This window comes from Streptomyces sp. NPDC102279 (genome assembly GCF_044766365.1).
Taxonomy (GTDB): domain Bacteria; phylum Actinomycetota; class Actinomycetes; order Streptomycetales; family Streptomycetaceae; genus Streptomyces.
The window spans coordinates 175788-199519 of sequence record NZ_JBIWLU010000001.1 but is presented as its reverse complement, the minus strand read 5'-3'; the positions used below and the strand labels follow the sequence as shown (position 1 = coordinate 199519).

Below are 23732 nucleotides of genomic sequence, written 5' to 3'. Positions count from 1 at the left end.
GGGGGTGCGCGACACCGCAACCGCGCGGCGGGACCGTACCGCCGCCGACACCTGGGGGAGACCACCATGGTCATGGACGACGAGCGAGCCGAGCGTGGCGGCGACGAGAGGCCGGAACGGAAGGGACGTGACAGGGCGGGTGAGGGGCCGTTCGCCGTCTTCGACCCCTCCACCCTGGTAGGTGGCCGGGCAGCATTGCCACCGGCGCCCGTCCAGGCCCCGGTCGGATCCCCCCGCAGCGCCCCCGGCACCGCGCCGCTCAACGGGGCGACTCCTGCCGCGCCCGTCCCTGCGCCCACCTCGCCGTACGACGACAAGGCCAGGGCACCCGGCGCACCCCTTACGGACCCCGGGCAGAGGGCCGAGGCCCCGCCGCCCGTCTTCGTGGAGAAGCTCGATGAGCCCTCCCCGAACGAGAAACGGGCGAAGGCCGGGGCCAAAACACCCACGGGAAAGGCCTCCCGGAAAGAGGTGGCCCGGCAGGGGGCGGAGAACGCCGGATCCGTACCCGAATCGACGATCACTCTCTGGGGCGGCATGGGAAGCGGCAAGTCGACGCTGCTCGCGGCGCTGTCCCGAGCCGTGCAGGACCCCATGTACGGAAAGTGGAGCATGTGGCCGGAGGACCACGCCTCGCAGAAGTTCCTCAGCGACCTGGCGCACACCCTCTACCGCGACCGGACGTTCCCGCCCGCCACGCTGACCGAGCAGCGGCCGGTTCGCTTCACGCTGGCCGGCGACCTCACGGGCACACGGTTCTCCCGCGGGGGCGGCAGACGGTGGTGGCGGGGCGGCGATCGGCGGGAGTTGACGGAGTTCAAGGTGACGCTTCGGGACGTGCCGGGCGAGGCGTTCGACCTGCGGTCGCAGACCGGTGCGGCGCTGGGCGGCAAACTCATCAAGGACCTGGGAGAGGCCCGGGCCATGGTGTACGTGGTGGACCCCGTCCGTGAGTGGCAGGTCAACGGCGAAGAGGGGCCGCTCGGCGAGGACGTCCGCCAGAGCGCGGACTTCTTCTCCGACGTCCTCGGCGGTGTGGCCACCGAGATCAACATGCGAGGCGAACGCCACGGCAACAAGCTGCCGCACAGCATCGCCGTCTGCCTCGGCAAGTTCGACGACGACCGGGTGTTCCGGTTCGCCTGCGAGCAGGGCAACGTCCGTCTCAACCCCCGTACCGGCCAGCCCGAAGTGATGGACGCCAAGCGGCTGTTCGACGGACTGTGCCAGGCCTTCCCGCACGGAAGTCTGCGCGAGATCCAGCAGCAGATCGAGCTGTTCTTCGCCCCTGAGCGGGTCGGGTACTTCGTGTGCTCAGCCGTCGGGTTCTGGATCGACCCCGAGCGTGGCTTCGACTTCGAGAACCCGTCGCTGGTGAATCCCGTGGAGGACGACGTACGGCTCGTCGCGCCGCCCCGGCCCGTGAACATCCTCGAGCCCTTCCTCTTCCTGCGGGGCGTCGGCCCCCAGCAATCCTGACCCCGGCACCGCACGACCGCACCAGAGGAGACCACACGCCATGCCACCGGGACTGACCGCCCACTGGGCCCTGTGGGGCAAAGCGCCCCGGACCAACAGCGGCTACAAGGTATTGGCGGCCTATCCGCCCGAGCGGAGCGCCGACTACAACGCCTCGATCCTCCACTGGTCGCCGGGCACGCCTGCGCGTGGGGACCAACTCCCCTGGATCACCATCGGACCCGGGCGGGCTCCGGACGGGACCGACACCGTGGGCATCTTCGTGCTGGACAGCACCGACGGTGTGGACCGGACGAACCGGCCGATCCACCGGATCCACCACTTCGCCGTCGCCACCGACCGGATCGGTGAACTCTCCCTCGGCTGGTGCGGTCTGGCCAGGGCCGCACTCGACGCCGTACCGCTCGTTCCGGCGTCCGGCGTCGGGCCGGTCCACCTGCCCGTCGGGGAAGGCGGCGGCCTCCTCGCCCACGTGGACAGCGGCATCTCCGACCGGGTGACCGCGGTCAGTCACTGGCTCGCCGCAGCCGCGGCCTGTCTCCTCGACGGCCCCGTCGTGGTGACGGGCGCCCGCGACTACAAGCCCCTCGAACTGCTCCAGGTCCTGGACTGCGTCGCCGCGATGCTCCCCTTCGGGGTACGCGCCACGCTGTCCGCCGCGACAGGCAGCTCCTCCGGATCGCAGGTGCCCATGCGCCTGTACTGGGGCGTCGCCGATGAGTCGCCGGGCGTCACCGCCCTGGTCTGGGACGGCGGCCTCCCCGACCTCGACCGGCTGTCCCCAGGGGCCCGTGCCTACTTCGACCTCCTCATCGAGGCATGGCACACCCACGGAGGCGAGACCGTCGTCGCGCACCTCGCGCGCTCCCGCGAACCGCTCGACCTCGACTCGGCGCACGTGCACGCCGACGCCCTGCACATTCTGTCCGGGCTCAACCCGGGGCTGGCTCTCGCACAGGAGGTGCTCCAGGGACGTACGGTGGACGACCGGCTGATCGACGACGCCCTGCGCCACGACGTCTTCGACGCCCAGTCCGTCGCCGTGCTCTCCGCGGCCAAACTGGCCGGACGGTCCACCGACCTGAGTGCCATGGCCCGCCATCTCCCTCAGCCCGATGTGTCCCAGGCGTTCTGGAACCAGCTCGTGGAGGACCTGTTCGACGGACGCTTCGACAGCGCCCGCGGCCGGTTCGAGTCCCTGCGCGAGGCGACTCCCGACACGCGTGAAGGCCGCGATCCACTCGACCGCGCCCTGGCCTGCGTGGGCGACGAGGTGCGGCAGCGCTCCGCGGTGGACGCGCAGGATCCCGTCGTCGACCGGTTGCTGCCCACCATCGCCGCGTTCAGCCCTGGCACGATGGCCTTCACCCAGTCCCAACTGCTGGACATCCCGGGCTTGGCGGGGCGGCTGGTTCAGGCCGTGTGCGCACAGCGGCGCGACCCCGCCCCGCACGTCCTCGCCTGGCTGCGCTGGCTCTGCGACGACTCGGTGCCCGATGTCGCGGGAGGCCCGGAACTCACGCCGCTGTACGGGCTGTTGGCATCGGGGAACGCGACCGTGGACCCCTCGAGGAAGTGGACCGAGGCTCACCCCGGTCCGGCCACACGGTTGTTGGCGGCCGCCGCAGCGTGCGGGTACGCCGACCGGCTCCTGAGGGGCGGCTTCTTCGAGGGACTCGTGGCCTGCGCGTGCCGGAGCACTCCGACCGACCTGTCCGAAGAGACCCCAGCGGCACTGCTCCACCGCGCACTGGACCGTCCGCCGTACCAGGTGCGAGCCGAGACAGCCGCACGCTGGGACATGCTGTGCGCGCTCACCGGCCGACTTCCCGAGGCCTTCTTCGCCTTGACGCGCACTCCTGAGCTGCCCGGCTCCGCGGGCGTCACCACCCGGCTCGCGGGCTACGCCTCGACCCTGCAGGCCGAACTCGGCCTGCCCCTCGTCCGCGAGCACGTGCCCACGATCGTGGAAGGGCTGCTGGAGGAGATTCTCTCCGTCGACCAGGAAACAGGCGAGGGCCCCGAGGACACCGGCCGCGAACTCACCCTGCGGCTACTGGAGGGGCCCGGCTCGCACACCCACCTAGTCGTCGAGGCCGTGGGACGGCTGACGCGGAATCCCCTCTGGAAGGAGACGGACCAGGACACCCACTGGCTCGACCGGATCGCCCGCCATCGGCCGGAACTCGTGCCGGCTCTCTCACTGCGCACGCTGTACCGCACCGCTCGCGTGGTCGGGAACTCCGTCGAGGACCGCCGCACACTCGCCGTCCAACTGCTCGACGCACACCGTGCGGGCGCCGACTCCGACCAACTCTGCGCACCCCTGCGGTCCTGGGCCGCCAAGGGCCCGGTCGGCGAACGGATTCTGGGCATCCTCACCGCCTACCGCACCACGTGGACGGCGCAGGCCGGCCCACACCTGGCAGGCGAGGAAACCCGCCGACTCGAACTGGCCTTCGGCCGGGGCCCGGACCCCGAACTGTGGCAGGCCTACATCCGCCACGCCCTCGACTGCTTGAAGAGGCGACGGGCCGACAACGCCCGTCAGATCCAGGATCTGGCCGGCCAACAGAAGCAAATGGACCTGGAGGTGGAACGGCTGCGAAGACTCGACGCCGGTGCCTCCCACACCCGTCCGTAGGCACTGACCCCGCTCCGACGGCATTCCTGGAACTCCTCTCCGGAGCGCCGGAGCTCGCCAGGACCTCGAATCCGAACCCGTACACGCACGTCCTTGGGGGGACACTTCATGCACACCTTCCGTGCCTCCGCGCGCCTCGCCCTGCTGCTGGCCACGGCCGGCGTCCTCGCCGCCCCGGGCGCCACATCTGCCGCCGCCTCCGACAAGCCCCTGCCCCGCGACGGCATCTACCGGTCACTCAAGGTCGACGACGTCCCCGCGGCATACGTCGTCCTCGTCGACACCTCCAGTTCCATGCAGGACAAAGGCCCCGACGGAGAGCCGCTCTACACAACCGTCAAGAAGCGCCTCGGTTCCTTTCTCAAGACCCTCACTCCCGCCGACGAGGTCGCCGTCGTCACCTTCGGGCGCGCCACGAGCGTCGTCCACCCCATGTCCCCGGCGAACCGGACGGACAAGCTGCTGAGCAAGGAACTCCCGCGTTCCGCCGAGGAGACGGCAAGCGACCACGGAGCCGCCCTGGACGTCGCCGCCGACCAGCTCGACCGCAGCACGGCGCCCGTCGGAGCGGTCCTCATGCTCACCGACGGCGCCGTCAACGCACCCGACAGTCCCTACGCCCGCCTCGGCACTCCCGCCTGGAAACAGCTCAGACAGCGATACGACGCCCTGGGGGCCAACCGCGACGTCATCGGCTACGGTCTGCCTCTCGCCGACGGCACCCAGGTGTCGCAGGTCCTCGGCAGCGCCTTCGGGGCTCCGCGCATCCTGCCCGTCGACCCCGCAGCTTTGGGTTCGCAACTCAACGACGCCAAGGAACGGGTGCGCGCGGAGAAGGCCGAAAGCGTGCTCCGTGCCGACCAGGGCGAACAGATCGCGGTCTCCGTCCAGGGCGACGGCGTCGAACGGCGCGGTGCGGGGAAGGTCACCCTGTCTGCCGGAGGCGACACCGGAAAGCGGTCCGCGACCGTGCGGGTCACGCTGACCTCGCACGCCCGGCACGTACCGCTGCACGTCGACCTAGAGGCCGAAGCGGCTCCGGGGGACGCGACGGTCCACCTCGCCGCTCCGACCGCGCCGGTGACGGTCCAGCCCGGACGGAGCCGGACCGTCGAGGCGACGCTGACCTGGCCCCAGGAGGCCGAGTTCGGCCTGCTGCCGGGCACCCGGGACTTTCGCGCCGGAGTGAGGATCCGCGCGGAGGTCACCTCGCCGTGGACACGGACCGTGCGCAGCTCGATCGGGTACGCGAAGTTCACCACCGGCCGTCCCACCGTCACCGACGTCGACCTGGTGGGTACGGTCCCCGCCCGCACCCCCGGCTGGCTGTACCCGCTGATCCTGCTCGTCGTCCTGCTGGGCTCGGCGGCCGCCTGGCGCTCGTACAAGCGACGCAACCCGAAGCTGTCCGGGGCGCTGGTCGTGACGGATCTGCGCTCCGGCGAGCGACAGACGATCCTGCTCGGCGGCAGGGAGGTCAGCAAGGACACCGACGCCGGAAACGTGCGGGCCCGGATCTCCGTGCGCGGCCGGCACGAGGGAGGCCGTCTCGTCCTCGCCCTGCAATGCGTCCGGGAGGCACCGAGGCCCGGCGACGACCGGCTGCGCGACAGCGGCACCTGCGAAATCGGCAAGTCGACGGTGCTGTGCGGGATCGGCTTCTCCCACGAGACACAGAGCCAACCGGCTGTCGCCCTGCACTGAGATCCGCCCCGCCCGAACGTCGGGGCGCAGGCCGCTGTGTCGCCGGCGGCCCGGCTCACGGCCGCGTCCCCGCCCGCCCAGGAAAGGACTCTTCATGGTGAAGCCGTTGGACCCGGCCGTGGACCCGGCGGAGGCCGGTGGATTCCGTCTCCTGGGCAAGCTGGGCGCGGGCGGGTTCGGCACCGTCTACCTCGGTCGGCCCGTCGGGGAACACCGCGGACTCGACACGCTGGGGGCCGTCAAACTCCTCAAACCCGAGTTCGCCGACGACACCCAGCACCTGCAGCGCTTCCACCAGGAGAGCAAGGCCCTGGACCGCTGCAAGGGCGCCCGCATCCCCGAACTGCTGGTCTTCGACTTCGGCAGCGGACGCCAACCCACCCTGGCGACCCGATTCATTCCCGGGCTGTCGCTGCACCAGATCATCGAGTCGCACGACGGAGGACTGCCCCGCCACACGGTCCACGCCATCGCCGCCGAACTGGTCGACACACTCAACACGGCGCACGGGAAAGGCCTGTTGCACCGCGACCTGCATCCGGGGAACGTCCTGCTCACCCCGGACGGCCCCTGGATCATCGACTTCGGACTGACGCGCATCCGCGGCCAGCGGGTCACGGTCTCCCTGGACACGGTGATCGGCCATCCCCACTTCTGCGCACCCGAGCAGATCCTCGGGCTCTCGAAGACGACCAGCGCGACCGACGTCTTCGGCATCGGCGGGATCGTCCTCTACGCACTCACCGGGCACCCGCCCTACACCGGCGAGAACAACGCGCGCGCGATGCTCATGCGCCGTGTGTCCGGCACAGCACCCGACCTGACAGGACTGCCGGACGACGCGACGGGCGGGATGATCCGGTCCTGCCTGGCAGAGGATCCGGCGGACCGTCCCACCCTCGGCCAGGTCGCCGAATGCTTCGGCGAACCCGGCACGCTGCGGCTCCCGGACGGCATCGGCCGCACTCTCGCCGGCTACCGCTCCGAACTGGGTCAGTTCCTCGCCGGTGTCGGCAACGCGGCGGACCTGACGGTCCCGTTCCGTCCCGGCCGACGCAGCTGGCGCACCGACGTGGGGGAGTGGCCGCACTCGGCGGTCGCCACGGAACAGGGCGGCGTGGTCGTCGCGGACAACAGTGGCGTGCGCTGGCTGGACGGGGCGACGGGAAAGCAGGAGGAACATCTGCGTGACTTCACCGCGCCCGTTCAACTGCACGCCCAAGGAGCCCTGTTGCTGATCAGTGACTCCGGAGGCCGGGTGGAGTCGTGGGACACCCGCTCCCGTACCCGCTGGTGGTCCGTCCCCGCGGGCAGTCTCACCGACGCCCGAGTACTCCTGCGCGGACAGAGCGTGTTCCTCGGGGACAGCACCGGCTGTCTCCACCACTTCGACGCCGTCACCCGGCGCGTCTGGTGGCGGACCGAGCCGCTCACCGACGACGGAGGCGGCCCGGCCGAGCCGGTCGCGGCCGATGCCCGCCAGGTCTACCTCTCGGCCGGAGAGGGCCGCGAACTCCTCGCGGTCGACGACGAGAACGGCAGCGTCCGCTGGAAGCGGGCCGTACGACTCCCCGCCGCTCTCCTCACCACGCCCCTCGCCCTGGAGGACGCGCTCGTCGTCGCCGACGCGGACGGCGGCCTGCGATCCCTGGCGGCGGCCGACGGCTCCACCCGGTGGGAGACGGAACTGGGCGCGCCGGTCGTGACCCCGCCCCTGCGTATCGGCGACAGGCTGATCATCGGAGACAGCGCGGGCGTCGTGCACTGCCGCAGCGCCGCCACCGGAGAGATGCTCTGGCGTGTCGAACACGCCGAGGGCGAGGAGTTCTTCGCGCTGTGCACCGACGGATCGGCCATCTATGCCGGTGGTTGGAACGGACGGCTGCAACTCCTCGACGCCCAGGACGGCTCCTCGTTGCAGAGCCTCGACCTCGGCGGCCAGATCCTCGCGACCACCTACGCGCCCGTCGGCCGCACGATCTACGCCACCGCCTCCCACGGAGCGGTGCACGCCCTGCCGACGTCCGGCGCCGGGGAGCCGGCGCCCGGACGGTGAACGCGGGGCCGCACCTTCACCTTGCCCTGCGCGCCAACCCCCTTGGGGGCCGCGTCACCCCGCTGTCTCCAGCTCGACCCGCCCGGAGACGCGCGGGCGCGGCCGGACGATGCCGGCCGAGCAGGCGGCGACGACGCAGAACGCCACGGGGAGGAAGAAGGTGACGTCGAGGGGCACGAACCGGGTCAGCGGCCCGATCACGGCCGGGCCGGCGAGCATGCCGAGGTAGCCGAGGCCCGCGACACGGGAGACGTTGACGCCCGCGGCATCCGTGTCGGCGTGCCCGGCGGCGCTGAAGAGCTGCGGTACGCAGCCGGACAGTCCCGCGCCGAACACGGCCCAGCCGGCCAGTGCCAGCGGGATCCAGTCGGACAGCGCGGCCGTGGAGAGCCCGAGAGCCGCGATGGACGCTCCGTACCGGAGGATGGCCGTGGGGCCGTAGCGCGCCGCGAACCGGTCGGCGAGCAGGCGGCCGACGGTCATGGCGGTGGCGAAGGCTCCGTACGCGAGGGCAGCCGTCGCCGGAGGCGCGTCCAGGACCCGGCGCAGGTGGAGCGTGCTCCAGTCGTTGGCGACGCCTTCGCACAGCATGATCATCAGAGCCAGTGCAGCGAGCATCCAGATGTGCCGGGGCGTCCTGCGCCTGGACTTCGCTACGTGAGCGGCGGGTTCCGGGGCTTGCCGCCGCTCAGAGGCCAGGAGCAGGGGGGCCGCCAGGACGGAGGCGGCGAGGCCGAGGGCCGCGACGGCCGACAAGGTGGTCGCGGGACTCCATCCCCAACCGAGCGTGCCGGCGCCGGCCAGCGCGGCGAAGACCCCGCCTATGGAGAAGGTGGCGTGGAACGCGGACATGACGGGCCGCCGGTAGGCGTGCTCCACCTGGACGGCGTGGGCGTTCATGCTCACGTCCAGACAGCCGTTGCCGACGCCGAGCGCGAGGAGCGCCGCGCCGAGGGTCCACACGTTCCCGGCCAGTCCGGGCAGAGCGACGGTGGCGCTGCACAGCGCCGCGCTGAGCGGAACGACCGTGCGGGCGCCGAAGCGATCGGTCAGTGGCCCGACGGCCTGCATGCCCGCGAAGGCTCCCGCCCCGAGGAGCAGCAGAAGCCAGCCGAGCATGGCGTGATCGATCCCGACGCGTTGCTCGACGGTGGGGATGTGGACGATCCACATCCCCATGAGGAAGCCGTTCAGGACGAAGTAGGCGAAGGTGGCCAGCCGAGCGGCCCGCAGATGTCTTTCCACGTTTCAAACGTAACGAACAATTTCTGCTTTCGAAAGGTGGCAATTCGAACAATCATCGTGTTCAATAGCTGGCATGGCTGGCATCGACCGACTGAGGCAGATCACCGACGCCGTACAGGCCGCGGGCAGTGTGGGTGTCGCCGAGCTGGCCGAGCTGACGGGCGCATCGGAGATGACCATCCGTCGGGACCTGGAGGCTCTGGCGGCCCAGGGGGTACTGGAGCGCTACCGCGGTGGCGCGCGCAGTCTGCTGCTGCGCGGCGACGAGCCGCCGTTCGCGATGCGCGTCCATGACGGCCTGGAGGTGAAGCGGCGCATCGCCGCCGAGGCGGCGAAGCTCATCACGGACGGCGAGTCGGTCGTCCTCGACAGCGGGACGACCTGCCTCGAAGTGGCCCGCGCGCTGAAGGGCCGGCGGATCACGGTGATGCCGTTGTCGCTGCACGCGGTCAACGCCCTGACCGAGGCTCCCCAGCTGACACTGCTGGTTCCGGGTGGCCGGCCGAGACAGGGCGAACTGGCGCTCACCGGTCCCCTGACCGAGGCGTCGCTGGCCTCGCTCCGCTTCGACACCGCCCTCATCGGCTGCTGCGGACTCGACGCGGTGAACGGCCTGACCGCCTACGACCTGGACGACGCCGCCGTCAAACGCGCGGCCATCGCCGCCTCACGTCGGGTCATCGCCGTCACCGAGGGGTCCAAACTGGCCCGCACGGCCCTGGCCGTCGTCGCGCCGGTCTCCGCACTCGACGCGGTCGTCACGGACGAGCGCGCGCCCCGGGAGCAGACAGAGGCCCTGGTCGCGGCGGGGGTAACCGTTCGACAGGTGTGACCCGGCCGTCGCGGTGCGGCGGAGGGGCGAGACCGGGCCGGACGGACTCACGAGTACGCCTTCGTGCCGGCAGGGGGCGTCGACGCGACCGCGGTTCGCTCGGCTCGGAAGTCATGGACGTCCTCGGTCCTGAATCCGTCCGCCGCGGCGAGCCAGGACACCGAACGGCCCGAGTCGGGGCGATCAACTGCCCAGGCCGCCAGCGCTGTTCCGCCGGCCGTCGTCGCGTGCACCCGGCCCACGGGTGAACTCCAGCTCGTCAAGTGTTGAATGCGAGCCTCGGCGCGAGGGTTCCCGACCGATCAAGGTCCGAACAAGCCAACCCTTGAGTGGTGCCACAGGCGTCGGCGGCAGCCCCGTACCGACTCCGGTGCCTGAATCTCCCCCAATTCGGCTTCAGTTGTTGACGCCCGCAACGAGCGGGGATACAACCCGGGAGAGCGCTCTCAGTCTGCTGTTGCTCCACCCCCACCACGCCGCCTCGGCCTGAGGAGAACCCGCATGCAGTCCAGCGCCAGCGTGCCCATTTCCAGACCAGCCAGAGCAACCGTCCGAACACGCACCGCTCTTGGTCTGGTACTCGTCCTGCTCGTCGCCTGCTTCGCCGCCCTGAATCCGTCACCGGCGCACGCCGCGGACCAACTGCTGTCCCAGGGACGGCCCGCCACCGCCTCGTCGACGGAGAACGGAAGCTTCCCCGCAAGCGCCGCCGTCGACGGCAACTCCGGAACCCGCTGGTCCTCGGCCTTCGCCGACCCGCAGTGGCTCCAGGTCGATCTCGGATCCGTCCAGCAACTCACGCGCGTCTCCCTGAACTGGGAGGCCGCCTACGCCAAGTCCTTCCAGATCCAGACCTCCGCCGACGCCAACAACTGGTCCACCGTGTACTCCACGACGACCGCCGCTGGCGGCACCCAGACCGTCAACATCACCGGCAGCGGCAGATACGTGCGCCTCACCGGGACGACCCGGGCCACCCCCTACGGCTACTCCCTCTGGGAATTCCAGGTCTACGGCCCCGGTGCCACGACCCCGCCCGACAGCTTCTGGGGCAGCACGAGCGACATCCCTGCCGCCAACAACGCGGTGGAGGTGAAGATCCTCAACCGCACCAACGGCAAGTACCCGGACAGCCAGGTGTACTGGAGCTTCAACGGTCAGGTCCACTCCATTGCCGAGCAGCCCTACCTCGACATGCCGGCCAACTCCGCAGGGCGCATGTACTTCTACCTGGGCTCACCGAACAGCGCCTACTACGACTTCATCGAGTTCACCGTCGGCGGCAACGTGTTCAACGGCAACACCACCCGGGTCGACGCCTTCGGCCTCAAGCTGGCCATGCGGCTGCACAGCAAGGACGGGTACGACGCCGAGGTCGGCGAGAACCGGCAGACCTTCGCCGAAGACCGCACCGCGACGTTCCAACGGTTCACCGACGCCGTTCCCACCCCGTTCAAGGTGCTGGCCCAGACGCAGGCCCCGTACCGGATCATCGCCCCCGGCAGCGACCCGAGCTTCCGGGCGGGCGGCGCCAACGCCAACTACTTCACCGCGTACGCCCAGTCCGTCGGCGTCAACGCCGCCACCTCCGACATCTTCGGCTGCGCGGCCGCCCTGGCCGGCAACCCCGACATGTGCGCCGCGCTCAACCGCCACGTGGCCACCCTGCCGGCCTCGCAGCAAGGCGATCCGGCTCAGTACTACAAGGCCACGCCCGCGAACTACTACGCCAAGTTCTGGCACGACAACGCCATCAACGGGCTCGCCTACGGCTTCCCCTACGACGACGTGGCGGGTCAGTCCTCCTTCATCTCCCACGGCAGCCCGCAGTGGCTGCTGGTCGCCGTCGGCTGGTAGCGACTGCCAGCTCCGCACCGCTGGGTTCGACGGCGCCGCCCACGGCCCCCGGAACAGCCGATACAGCACACACTGGGCGGCGTTCATCTCGCCATGCCTGCTTGGTCCCTGCCCCGGCGAGTTCTACCTCGCCGGGGCAGGGGCCTCTTCACGGTGACTGCCTTCTGTGTGCCTGCCTGCAGAAGGCAGGAGCGCACTGCCGCTGGTTCGGACGGGTGTTGGCGGGCCGATGGCCCATGGAAGCTCCCTCGCACGCGAGTTTGGACGGGTCCCCTTGGTGCGCTACGATCGATCTTGAGCGGTCCGCCTGAACTCGGGTAGGGGCGACGCGCGTTGGTGGTCCAAGGAAAGACGTCCCGCTTCCTGCGGGGAGATGCAGGTGCAAGGCCTGCCCGGCGCTCTCACGGCCCCGCCTCCAGAACACTGGAGGCGGGGCTTGTTGTATGTCTGCCGCTCCCGCGCCGCCGCCACGACTGCGTCGAGTGCGGCAGCGTAGTGCGCCGTTCGGACCGTCACGGCTGGGGTGGGAGGTGGGACGGTCTCACGGCCCAACGTTCAAGGATTCCCAAGCCTTGCGCGATGCGTTGACATGTTCCTGCCCTGTGGCTAGCTTCACCGGGAGTTCTCGTCTGCGCCCCCAGGTCCACAACTTCGGGGGCCCCTCAAGGCGTTCGGACAGTTCGGCGCCTCATGTGAGTGTGCGACAACGTTGTCAGGTTCGCTTCTTGCCCAGATGTCGGCTCTCGCGTGTGCGACAACGTTGTCAAGCTTCCCGCTCTCGACCAGAGGAGAAACCCCGTGATGACACGGCGGTTGAGATCCAGCGGCACCAGCATGATCGGCTTACTCGCGACCGCGGCACTGGTCGGGGTCGGGCTGTGCGCCCCCGCGGCGGCGGCCGAGAAGGCCGCGCTCGTCACCTCACCGGCCACGGTGGTCAACCCGTTCATCGGGACGTCGAACCAGGCCAACGACTTCCCCGGGGCCGATGTCCCGTTCGGCATGGTCCAGTGGAGCCCGGACACACCGTCGCGTCCCCCCGGCGGCGGATACGAGTACAACGACTCGTCGATCACCGGCTTCAGCCTCACCCACATCGCAGGACCCGGCTGCGGAGCGGCCGGCGACATTCCCGTGCTGCCCACGGTCGGCACGGTCAACACCGGTGCGACCGACGCCTTCTCGCACGCCAACGAGTCGGCGTCAGCAGGCTCGTACAAGGTCGCCCTCAACAATCAGGTGACCACGGAACTGACCACCACGACCCGTAGCGGCATGGGGCGCTTCACCTTCCCCGCGAGCAGTCAGGCCAACCTGGTCTTCAAGCTCGCCGGAAGCCAGAACGGCGCCACCTCGACACAGTTCACCAAGGTCTCGAACACCGAGGTCAGCGGACAGGTCACCAGCGGCCACTTCTGCGGTGCGGGCAACACCTACAGCGTCTACTTCGACATGGTCTTCGACCAGCCGTTCACCTCGCAGGGCGCCTCGCTCACGAAGACGTCGGCCGCCACCCCGTCGAGGCCTCCCACTGCATCGAAGAACGCCGCCGAGAAGCCGAACAAGCCGGTGCTCCACGGCAAGATCCCCACGGCGGCGGCTCCGAAGGCGGCGAAGGGCGGCGCGGCCCCGACCGCCGCCGCCTCGAACGGCTACGTCACCTTCAACACCACCAGCAACCCGGTGGTGCAGGCCAAAGTCGGCGTCTCCTACGTCTCCGTCGCGAACGCGACTGCCAACCGGGCCGCGGAGAACCCCGGGTGGGACTTCAACGCGACCCGCACCGCCGCGCAGAACGCCTGGAACAGCGCCCTCGGCAAGATTCAGACAGCCGGCGGGACGACCGCGCAGCAGGAGACCTTCTACACCGCGCTCTACCATTCGCTGCTGCACCCTAACGTCATCAGCGACACCAACGGCCAGTACTACGGTTTCGACGGCAGGACCCACACCGTGGACGCCGGTCACAAAGCCGCGTACGCCAACTACTCCGGCTGGGACATCTACCGCTCGCAGGCCCAACTCGAGGCCCTCGTGGCGCCCCAAGTCGCCTCGGACACCGCGCAGTCGATGGTCGACGACTACGCTCAGACCGGAGTCTTCCCCAAGTGGTCGGAGAACAACGGCGAGTCCTACGTCATGGTGGGCGACCCGGCGGACGCCATCATTGCCGACTACTACGCCTTCGGTGCCAAGGACTTCGACACCACGGCCGCACTCGCCGACATGATCAAACAGGCGAGCACGGCCAACAACGACCGGCCGGGTCTCAACTACCTGGACTCACCCGGATACATGCCGCACGACGGCAACTACGGCTGCTGCAACTTCTACGGCCCGGTGGCCACGACACTGGAGTACAACACCGCCGACTTCGCCATCTCCGCACTGGCCGGAGCCCTCGGCGACACCAGCCACCAGAAGACCTACGCCAACCGCGCGCAAGGCTGGCGGAACGTACTCAACCCCGCCTCCGGCTTCGTCGAACCGCGTAACGCCGGCGGCTCCTGGACGGGCGGCTTCGACCCCACCAGCGGCACCGACATGGTCGAAGCCGACTCGTGGATCTACACCGGGATGGTCCCCTTCAACATCGGCGGTCTCGCGCGTGCCAAGGGCGGCAACACCGCGATGAACCACTACCTGGACACCGTGCTCCGCAGCTACACCGGTGACAAGGGCTACGCGTGGGTCGGCAACGAGCCCAGCATCGAACTGCCCTGGGAATACGACTACACCGGGCAGCCGTACAAGACGCAGGGCACCGTACGGGCGATCCAGGACCAGATCTGGGCCAACACCCCCGCAGGACTGGCCGACGGCAACGACGACCTCGGCGCGATGAGCGCCTGGTACGTGTGGTCCGCCCTCGGCATGTTCCCGGAGACCCCGGGCACCTCCGACCTCGCCCTGGGCTCACCCCTGTTCACCCAGGCCGTGGTCACGCTTCCCTCGGGCAAGACACTGACGATCAACGGCAACGGCGCCGCCGACAACGCCCCCTATGTGCAGTCGGCGACGTGGAACGGTTCCGCGTGGAACAACGCCTTCGCCCCCGGCACGGCGATCACTGCCGGCGGCACGCTGAACTACACCCTCGGCACCAGCGCCAACACCTCCTGGGCAGCGTCCGCGTCCGCGGCGCCGCCCTCCTATGCCGGTGACACGACGGCACCCGCCTCGCCACGCATCGGCGGCATCACCTCAGCGGTGGCGGCGAACCTGTGCGTGGACGACGCGGGTTCGACCACCACGGACGGGACCCATGTGCAGATCTGGGGCTGCAACAACACCTACGCCCAGGACTGGATCGTCGCCGGAGACGGAACGATCCGGACCCTCGGCAAGTGCCTGGACGCCGACCACAGTGGGACCACCAACGGCACGCTGATCCAGCTGTGGACGTGCAACGGCAGTGGCGCCCAGCAATGGACCGGAGGAGCCAACGGATCCCTCGTCAACCCCCAGTCCAAGCTGTGCCTGGACGATCCCAACTCCGCGACCACCAACGGCACCCAACTCCAGCTCTACACCTGCAATGGCTCAGCTGCCCAGAACTGGAAGCTGCCGACGTGAGCCCTCGGCGCCGGTAGCGCCACCCTCCACCGGGCCGGTTCCGCCCATCGCGTGCCCGTGCGTCCTGGCCTCCGGGCCGGGGCACGCGGGCGCGCCGCCGCCGCCGGTCGGTCGTTCGCGACGCAGCGGGCCCACCGGGTGCGCTCCGTCCGGTGCGGTCGGCGAGGATGGGAGCCGACACGCAGTGCGGCGAGGGGGAGCGAGCATGCTGGTATCAAGCGGAAACAGGACGCGCGGGCGAGCGGTGACCGCCGTCGTCCTGGCCGGCCTGCTCACGGCCTCCGGATGCGATGGCGTCCACGGCTCGACGGATCCCGCTGCCACGGCCTCGGCGCATGCGTCGCTCTCCGGACCCACGGACAGCTCGTCCAAGGTCTCAACGGGCACCCTGACATGGGAGTTCGAGCACATAGCCGACTTCAGCGGAAAGTTCGAGGATGTCGCCGGTCTCGCCGCGGACGACATCTGGGCGGTGGCGACGGAGAACGACGGTCGGGCCACGGCCCACCTGCTGCACTACGACGGCAAGAGCTGGAAGCAGGAGTCCCTCCCCGACGCTCTGGGCGAGAGTCTCTATGCGCCCAGGTTCGAGGAAGTCGGGGAGGGGGAGCTGTGGCTGCGGCCGCAGAACGACGGAAGCGGCACCGACGAGAACTGGGCACGGTGGGACGGCACCCGATGGTCCGCCGTGCCGAACCCGCCGCCGGGCAAGGTCGGGGACTTCGAGGCGACAGGTCCGGACGACATCTGGACCCTCGTGGGTGAGCAGTCGGCTCAGCACTGGGACGGCAGCCGGTGGTCGGCGACCCGACTGCCGTTCGGCATGGTCGACCTCGCCGTGGCGGGACCGAAGGACGTGTGGGCGGTCGGCGGCCGCGACACCGGCCCGGGGACCGAACTGGGCGGAGGCGAGCGCTACAGTCAACCCGCCTCCGCACACTGGGACGGCGCGTCCTGGAAACCGGTGGACACGCCACAGGCCCGCTTCGACGAACCGCTGCCGCCGGAGCCCGGCGCCGGTCTCCTCCACGTCTTTGCCTTCGCGGGGGACGACGTACGTGCCTACGGCAGCAACAGCTTCAACCACGGCGAGGTCGACAACGAACCCGCGGACGAGTTCATCCAACTCCGCTGGGACGGGTCGAAGTGGGCCGAGCAGGATCCCGCACCCGGCGGATGCGACTGGCGGACGCCCGTGGGACGTGACGGCAACGGGCTGTTCCTGGACGGCAACTGGTACCTGACCGACGACGGCCGCTGCGTGAAGATCGGGCGGCACCGCCTGCCGACGTCGACCGGGGCGGGTAAGGGGTCGCACCAGTCCCTGTGGCTGAAGGAGATCCACCGGGTGCCCGGTACCGACGAGTGGCTGGGCGCGGGCCAGGTCGAGGTGAATCAGAGCGGCGATCCCTTCAGCGCCCCCGTCGTGGTCCGTCTGAAGCGCGGCGCAGCCTGAACGGCCCTCCGCGATCGGCATGGTGACGTCCACGCGGGTGTCACCCCTTGTCGGAAAGGTCAGCCACCACCCGGACTCCTCACGCGGAGTCCGACCACGCCTCTCTCTCCTGATCCTTGCCACCGCCGGTCCCGGTACCGTGCTCCGGCCCGCGGTCCGGTTCCACCGGCTGCCGCCGGTTGTGCTCGCTCCGCGCCGCGGCCAGCGGGCTCAGGTGCCGCTCGGCGCTGTCGAGCAACCCCAGGTCGGCCTTGGTGTGCGCGATGGCGGCGTCGATCAGAAGGGCGACCAGCGGGTCATCGGTGTGCGCCCTGCGCTGCTGTGCGAGGCCCGCGAGTTCGGAGAGGTACGTCTGCCGCTGGGCCTCGACCAGGGTGGTCAGCGCCTGAGTCCCCAGGGCGACGGCTCCGAGGAGCTTGAGGAAGACCTCGTCGCGAAAGCCGCCGGTGCGTACACAAGCGGTGGTCGCCCAGTCGGCCACCTCGGCGCTGCCTGCGGGAGTCAGCGTGTACAGGTTCTTGTCGGGCCGGTCGCTCTGCGCGACCTGCGAGCGCGTGACGTATCCGTCCCGGACGAGCCGGTCGAGGATCTGGTACAGGTGGCCGATGTTGAGGCCTCCCCACTGGGGCCCGATGGTCTCCTCGAACTGGGCCTTGAGCTCGTAGCCGTGACTCGGTCGCTGCGTCAGGAGCGCGAGCACGGCGTGGTGAAGCGGCATATACATCCCTCCTGCATTGTGACAATGTACCGTTGAATTGCGGCAATGTAGGGGAGTGGGGGCTGCTTCTATGGCGGTGAGTGTTGCTTTGCGAGGGGTGAGCCGGCGGTACCCGGGGCTGATTGCCCTGGACGACGTCGACCTGGAGGTCGCGCCCGGTGAGGCCGTGGTGCTGACCGGCGCGTCCGGTGCGGGCAAGTCCACGGTGCTGCACGTGACCGGCGGGATGGACCTGCCCGACGAGGGCAGCGTCGAGATCGACGGGGAGAAGCTGCTCCACCGGGACCTCGACGCCCATCGGCGGCGCATCGGGTTCGTCTTCCAGCGCTTCCATCTGCTGCCCGCTCTCACCGTGTTGGACAACGTCCTGGCGCCCGTGCTCCCGCGCAGAGTCGACTTCGACCGTCGCGAGCGCGGCATGGAACTGCTGGAAGCGGTCGGCCTGAGCGGGCGGGCGGACGCGCTGCCGGGAGAGTTGTCGGGCGGCCAGCAGCAACGCGTCGCCGTTGCACGCGCGTTGATCAACCGGCCGGGGCTGCTGCTGGCCGACGAGCCGACGGGCAACCTCGACAGCGTCATCGGGCGAGAGATCATCGACCTGTTGATGTCCCTGCGCGAGCGGTACGGAATGACCATGCTCATCGCCACCCACGACCCCGAGGTCGCCGCGAACGGCGACCGGGTGGTGCGCCTCCAGGACGGCAGGATCATCTCGGACCAGCGCATCACGGCATCCGGCGACGTGCTCGACCGGCTGGGGGGCCTGCGCCCGTGATAGCCATGATCATCGGTCAGCTCCGGCGTCGGCGCGGACGCGCGATGGCGCTGGCCGCCGGAATCCTCGTGGCGGCGACCAGCTTCACCCTGCTCACGTCGACCGTGCACACCAGCCAGGCGGCCACCGTGGGCACGGTGCGCGAGAACGCGAGGTCAGCGTACGACGTGCTCGTGAGGCCGCCGAACTCGCAGACGGACGTCGAGCGGGAGAGCGGCCTGGTCGCGCCGAACTTCCTGTCCGGCACGTTCGGCGGTATCACCATGGAGCAGTACCGTCACGTCAAGGGGCTGACCGGCGTCGAGGTGGCGGCGCCGGTCGCCAACATCGGCTACCTGATGGTCCACAACACGGTCTCCGTCGACGTGTCCCGCTTCCTCGACAGCAAGGCGCCCCGGCAGATCCTGCGTATCGTCCCGACGCTCTCCGCGGGCCTGAAGACCCATCGTGCCGCCGATCAGTACGTCTACCTCACCCGCAGCCCCATCACCTCGGGAAAGGACGACCTGTTCGAGTCCGACACCCTGGAGAAGGGGGCGATCGACAAGAGCACACGGCAGTACGTGATGAACGGGAAGTACAACGTGTGCTTCTACTTCAACGGAGACAAGACGGGGCAGACCAACTTCAACGTCGAACTGCCGTTGATGGAGAACATGATCGGCGAGGACCTCAGCGACAGGTCCGCCTTCGACCCCGACCTGCACTCCCGGCTCACCTGCCGGTCCGGGCAGGGGAAAGCCGTCGTCGACATCCCCGTCGCGTATCCGGTCCTGCTGTCCGCCGTCGATCCGCGGGCCGAGGACCAACTCGTGGGCCTGCGACGCACCGTCACCTCGGGTCGGATGCTCACAGAGCAGGACAAGCCGACGGTGGTGCCGCCCTCGAAGAACCCCAACGGGCAGCGGGAGACGATCGTGCCGGTGGTGCTCAGCAGCCGCCCACTGACAGCGGGGAAGATCAGCGCCACCGTCGAGCGACTCGACACCGGAGACCCGGCCGAGCTGCCTTCCCGGCTGGGCAACCCGACAGCCGACACCTTCGTCAAGAACCTGCGCGGCACCCCCGTGGGCCGTGTCGCCGCCGACCTCAGCGAGGGGTTCCGCAAGGCGGTGCCCAGGTTCGGGGTCGACAGCATCAACTACTGGACGGTCGGCCCGGTGACCTACCGCCGGACCTCCGGCGGCGAGCTGGCCGTACAGCCGCAGCCGCCCCAGAAGCCCGACCTGTGGGTGAGCAACCTGAACCGACAGCCGGTCCCGGACGTTCCCGAGGAGAACACGGGGCCGCAGTACCGGAAGGTGACCAACCACGCCTCCACCTTCTGCGGCCCCCTGGGCCAGTGCGAGGAGCTCGACTACGGTCGCGCGCCCGACCCGAGCATCCACGTGGTCGGCCGCTTCGACACCGCCGAACTGCCCGGCTTCTCACCGCTGACCGAGGCCCCGCTGGAGACCTACCAGCCTCCTCAGGTAACCGGTGAGGACAAGGCCACCCGCGCGACGCTGAACGACAAGCCGCTACGGCCCGACCGCAACCTGGGCGGCTACCTCGCTCCGCCCCCCACCATGCTCACGACGATGGACTCCGCCACCGCGCTCATCAAGAGCCGCCGCACCCCGAGCCTGCAGGACAAGGCACCGGTCAGTGCGATCAGGCTGCGCGTGGCCGGAGTGACCGGGGTCGACGCCGCCTCCCGCGCGCGGGTCAACGCCGTGGCCGGCGCCATCCGTACCGCCTACCCCAGGCTCCAGGTCGACGTGACCGTGGGCAGCTCACCCACGCCTCAGACCGTCGCGCTCAACGCCACGGCACACGTGACGGAACGTTGGGTGGACAAGGGCGTGGCCCTGCGGATCCTCAAAGCGGTCGACACCAAGAGCGCCATCCTCTTCACCCTGGTCCTGGTGGTCTGTGCCCTCTTCCTCGGCCAGGCCGCGCTGGCCTCGGTGCGCTCCCGGCGCACCGAGATCGGCACGCTGCGCTGCGTGGGCTGGAGCGGTACAGAGGTGCTGCGGCTCATCCTGGGCGAGCTGGCCGCGATCGGCCTCGCGGCGGGAGTCGCGGGATCGCTCCTCACGTACGGGCTCGGCACACTGCTGGGACAGCCGGACGCCGGAGCCAAGTCGCTCCTGGTTCTTCCCGTGGCGCTGCTCCTGGCGACCGTCGCCGGTCTGATCCCGGCCTGGCTCGCCACCCGGCTGGGCCCCATGCAGGCCGTCCTGCCGCCGGTCAAGGCCGCCCGTCGAAGCCGCCCGGTGCGCTCAGTGGCCGGGCTGGCCATGCTCAACCTGCTGCGGGTTCGGGGCCGTACCCTGCTCGGCGCGGCGGGGCTGGCCCTCGGAGTGGCCGCTTTCACCGTCCTGCTCGCCCTGACCCTGGCCTTCCAGGGGGAAGTGGCGGGATCGCTCCTCGGCAACGCGGTGGTGGCACACGCGCGCGGCGCCGACTATCTCAGCGTCGCGCTGTCCCTGGTGCTCGGCGCCGCGGGGGCGGTCGACGTCCTCGTGCTCTCACAGCGCGAACGCGCGGCCGATCTCGCGGTACTGCGGGCCACCGGCTGGACCAACCGCGAACTCGCTCTGCTGACCCTCTACGAGGGGATCGGACTGGCCCTGCTCGGCGGCCTGTCGGGGGCGGTCCTCGGCCTTGGAGCGGTACTGGCACTCGGGCAGGGTGTCCTGCACGGACATCTCCCCGCGATCGCCGGCGCCGCGCTCCTGGCCACGCTGGCCGCCACAGCCCTGGTCAGCGCCGCCCTGACGGTTCCCATCCGCAAACTGTCCCAGATCGCCCCGGCCCACCTGCTGGCCGCCGATTGACGCGGGCGCGACCGGAACCGGTGTGTGCCGGGTCCGGTCCCGTCGCGCACTCTCAGTGGGACGGGGCCGGGACCGCTCGGTGGTTTTCGGCAGGGCGGAAGTGCTTGTTCCTGAGGCAGCCCGGGTTCTTGTAGGTGTTCGCGTTCGTCTCAGGCTCCTGTCCGGCCCAGTGGTACTGGCACGCGCCCTCGATGTATCCGCCCTGCACCCCGCGGGGGAAGTCGATCTCCTTGTTCCAGAGGTACCGCGACTGGATGCCGGTCATCCGGGCCGTGGCGCTCACGTCGATCCCGCCCGGTGCCTGGATCGCGGAGACCCAGCCGTCCTTGCCGCCCCCGGTGGCGAAGCCCTGCGCGACCCACCGGTCGCACGACGTGCTCAGGTTGCTCACTGCCCGTCCGGCACCCGGACCAGGCGTAGCGCCGCGCTCGCCCAGTCTCCGCTCGGCAGGTCGATGTCCAGTCCGTACTCGGTGAGTACGGTCGCGTGGTGCACCGTGCCGGTCGCGACGTCCCGGTAGCGAGTGCCCGGGGGCAGGCCGCGCAGTCGGACGGGCAGTCGGGGGGCGCCGTGGCGCGGGCTGCGCCGGTAGGCGAGCAGCAGGAGTTCGCCCGCGTCGTCGGCGAGATACTGCACGGCCGACACGGCGTCCCCGAGCGGTTCACCGAGCCGGAACTGGTGTCCCCGCTGGACCAGATGCCGTACCTCCTTGTACTCAGCGACGAGCGTGGCCGCCTCGGCGAGGTCCTCGTCCGGCCAGTGGGCCAGGTCGCCGCCGATGCCCAGCAGTCCGGCCCAGGCGACATGGAAGCGGAACCTCAGGGGGACCGAGTGCCCGGTGAGCTGGTTCGGTACGTCGGTCACCCAGGCCGACATCACCCGGGCCGGGTAGACCTGGCCGAACCCGTGCTGGATCGCCAGCCGGTCCACGGCGTCGGTGTTGTCCGAGACCCAGGCCTGGTCGGTGCGCGCGAGGATGCCCGGATCGACGCGGCCCCCGCCGCCGCTGCACGCTTCGATGCGAAGTCCGGGGTGGTCGGCGCGGAGCCGGTCGAGGACGTCGTAGAGGCCGGTGACGTACCGGGTCCACAGTCGGTCGTCGCCGCCCGGTTCGCCCGGCCAGCCGGCCTCGCCGACGGCGCGGTTCATGTCCCACTTGAGGAAGTCGATCGCGTTGTCGGCGACCAGGCGGGTCAGCCACCCGTACGCCCAGTCGGCCACGTCCTGCCGGGCGAAGTTGAGGACGAGCTGGTTGCGCATCTCGGTACGGGCGCGGCCGGGCACGTGCAGGACCCAGTCGGGGTGGGCGCGGTACAGGTCGCTGTCGGGGTTGACCATCTCCGGTTCGACCCAGACGCCGAAGCGCATACCGAGGTCGTGCACGGCTCGCGCCAACGGGCCGAGGCCGGCGGGGAAACGGTCCGGCGCCGGTGTCCAGTCGCCGAGGCCGGCCCGGTCGCTGCGCCGGGCGCCGAACCAGCCGTCGTCCACGACGTACAACTCGACCCCCAGCCGGGCCGCGCGCTCGGCCAGGTCGAGCTGGCCGGCCTCGGTCACGTCGAAGCCGGTGGCCTCCCACGAGTTGTAGAGCACGGGAGCGGTCTCGTCCGCGTGCCGGAGAACGCGGGTGCGTATGTAGGCGTGCCAGGCGCGGCTCGTGGCACCGAACCCGCCGTCGCTGCACAGTCCGGCGAGGACGGGCGTCGTGTACTCCTCGCCCGGCCCCAGCGGCACGCGCGTACCGTCGTTTCCCGCGCCGCCGGTCAGGCCCGCGCGCCCGTCCGGGGTGCGCTGCACGGTCAGCCGCCAGTTCCCGCTCCAGGCGAGGACCGTGCTCCACACCCGTCCGTGATCCTCCTCGGCCCTCCCGTCGTCGAGCATGGCCCAGGGGTTGGCGTGGTGACTGGTGATCCCGCGCCGACTGGTCAGCACCGTTTCGCCGTACGGCGCCGGTTCCCGACGCAGCTGGGTCTCGGCGGACCACTGCCCGGTGACGTGGCTGAGGCGGTAGTCCGCCAGCGGCGGCAGCGTCCACGCCGCGGCGTCGGCGCGCAGCAGCTCCACCGGGCTGCCTCCGGCGTTGCGCACCACGGTCCATCGCTCGATCACGTCCGTGTCGGCGTGCACCCGGTAGTGCAGGGCGACGTGGACCGGGTGGAGGCGGTCACGGAAGCCGAGGACGAGTTCTGCGGTGGAGCCGTCCTGTGTGACCTGGTGCTCCGTCGGCAGCCATTCGAAGCCGCGGGAGCCGTCGGCGTAGCGGAGTTGCAGGGACGGCGGCCCGTAGCGGGTGCCTCCGTCGACGGGCAGCTCCTCGCCCACCGTGGGCCGGCCCTCGAAACTACTGGGCGGTTCCTGGGCCGGCTCGACCAGCGCGTCGGCCTCCTCGATGGTCAGACGGGGCCCCCAGGCCACATGGCAGGGAGCGCCGGTCTCGTCGATCCGCAGGGCGTACGACGTGCGCGGAGTGGTCAGCAGCCAGACGCCGGTGGCCGGGGACTGGGAGATGGGCGACGGCATGGGCCTCACGATTCAGAAGGTGGCTAACGCGCACCGAAGCCAAGCTCC

General features: G+C 70.3%; 14 protein-coding genes. 10 read left to right on the top strand and 4 right to left on the bottom strand.

Annotation, left to right across the window (positions count from 1 at the left end):
* The first annotated feature begins 72 nt into the window (after window positions 1-72).
* From ACIRQH_RS00810 to ACIRQH_RS00795, 4 genes are all read left to right on the top strand, one after another.
* A complete protein-coding gene (locus ACIRQH_RS00810) occupies window positions 73-1479 on the top strand; it encodes a hypothetical protein (RefSeq protein ID WP_404223405.1) in 1407 nt (468 codons plus the stop codon).
* Window positions 1480-1519: 40 nt separating this feature from the next.
* Window positions 1520-4123 (top strand): hypothetical protein, encoded by a 2604-nt coding sequence (locus tag ACIRQH_RS00805; protein ID WP_388880033.1) that lies wholly within the window; start codon window positions 1520-1522, stop codon window positions 4121-4123.
* Window positions 4124-4231: 108 nt separating this feature from the next.
* Complete coding sequence (locus tag ACIRQH_RS00800; RefSeq protein WP_404223402.1) at window positions 4232-5827, top strand: VWA domain-containing protein; 1596 nt, start codon at window positions 4232-4234, stop codon at window positions 5825-5827.
* 94 nt (window positions 5828-5921) lie between these two features.
* Window positions 5922-7883 (top strand): protein kinase, encoded by a 1962-nt coding sequence (locus tag ACIRQH_RS00795; RefSeq protein WP_404223400.1) that lies wholly within the window; start codon window positions 5922-5924, stop codon window positions 7881-7883.
* 54 nt (window positions 7884-7937) lie between these two features.
* Here the strand turns inward: ACIRQH_RS00795 and ACIRQH_RS00790 are convergent, their stop codons facing one another.
* Complete coding sequence (locus ACIRQH_RS00790; RefSeq protein WP_404223398.1) at window positions 7938-9128, bottom strand: MFS transporter; 1191 nt, start codon at window positions 9126-9128, stop codon at window positions 7938-7940.
* Window positions 9129-9201: 73 nt separating this feature from the next.
* Here ACIRQH_RS00790 and ACIRQH_RS00785 point away from each other — a divergent pair, with 73 nt between their 5' ends.
* From ACIRQH_RS00785 to ACIRQH_RS00770, 4 genes are all read left to right on the top strand, one after another.
* Window positions 9202-9960 (top strand): DeoR/GlpR family DNA-binding transcription regulator, encoded by a 759-nt coding sequence (locus ACIRQH_RS00785; RefSeq protein ID WP_358816369.1) that lies wholly within the window; start codon window positions 9202-9204, stop codon window positions 9958-9960.
* 501 nt (window positions 9961-10461) lie between these two features.
* A complete protein-coding gene (locus tag ACIRQH_RS00780) occupies window positions 10462-11817 on the top strand; it encodes a beta-1,3-glucanase family protein (protein WP_388880021.1) in 1356 nt (451 codons plus the stop codon).
* A gap of 834 nt (window positions 11818-12651) precedes the next feature.
* A complete protein-coding gene (locus tag ACIRQH_RS00775) occupies window positions 12652-15393 on the top strand; it encodes a lectin (protein ID WP_388934465.1) in 2742 nt (913 codons plus the stop codon).
* A gap of 205 nt (window positions 15394-15598) precedes the next feature.
* Entirely contained in the window at window positions 15599-16849 is a 1251-nt protein-coding gene (locus tag ACIRQH_RS00770; protein WP_404223394.1) for a hypothetical protein, read from the top strand.
* A 79-nt stretch (window positions 16850-16928) separates the two neighbouring features.
* On the opposite strand, the gene ACIRQH_RS00765 is transcribed toward ACIRQH_RS00770, so the two are convergent.
* Window positions 16929-17567, bottom strand: coding sequence for a PadR family transcriptional regulator (locus ACIRQH_RS00765; RefSeq protein WP_404223392.1), 639 nt, complete (start codon window positions 17565-17567; stop codon window positions 16929-16931).
* A 97-nt stretch (window positions 17568-17664) separates the two neighbouring features.
* On the opposite strand from ACIRQH_RS00765, the gene ACIRQH_RS00760 reads away from it, so the two are divergent.
* Window positions 17665-18342: an ABC transporter ATP-binding protein gene (locus ACIRQH_RS00760; RefSeq protein ID WP_404223390.1), complete on the top strand. Its 678-nt coding sequence runs from the start codon at window positions 17665-17667 to the stop codon at window positions 18340-18342.
* A gap of 5 nt (window positions 18343-18347) precedes the next feature.
* Entirely contained in the window at window positions 18348-21164 is a 2817-nt protein-coding gene (locus tag ACIRQH_RS00755) for an FtsX-like permease family protein (protein WP_404223967.1), read from the top strand.
* A gap of 52 nt (window positions 21165-21216) precedes the next feature.
* On the opposite strand, the gene ACIRQH_RS00750 is transcribed toward ACIRQH_RS00755, so the two are convergent.
* Both ACIRQH_RS00750 and ACIRQH_RS00745 read right to left on the bottom strand, forming a co-directional pair.
* Complete coding sequence (locus ACIRQH_RS00750; protein ID WP_404223388.1) at window positions 21217-21555, bottom strand: hypothetical protein; 339 nt, start codon at window positions 21553-21555, stop codon at window positions 21217-21219.
* Entirely contained in the window at window positions 21552-23684 is a 2133-nt protein-coding gene (locus ACIRQH_RS00745) for an alpha-galactosidase (protein WP_404223386.1), read from the bottom strand. Before ACIRQH_RS00745 ends, ACIRQH_RS00750 begins: the two co-directional genes overlap by 4 nt.
* Window positions 23685-23732: the final 48 nt, after the last annotated feature.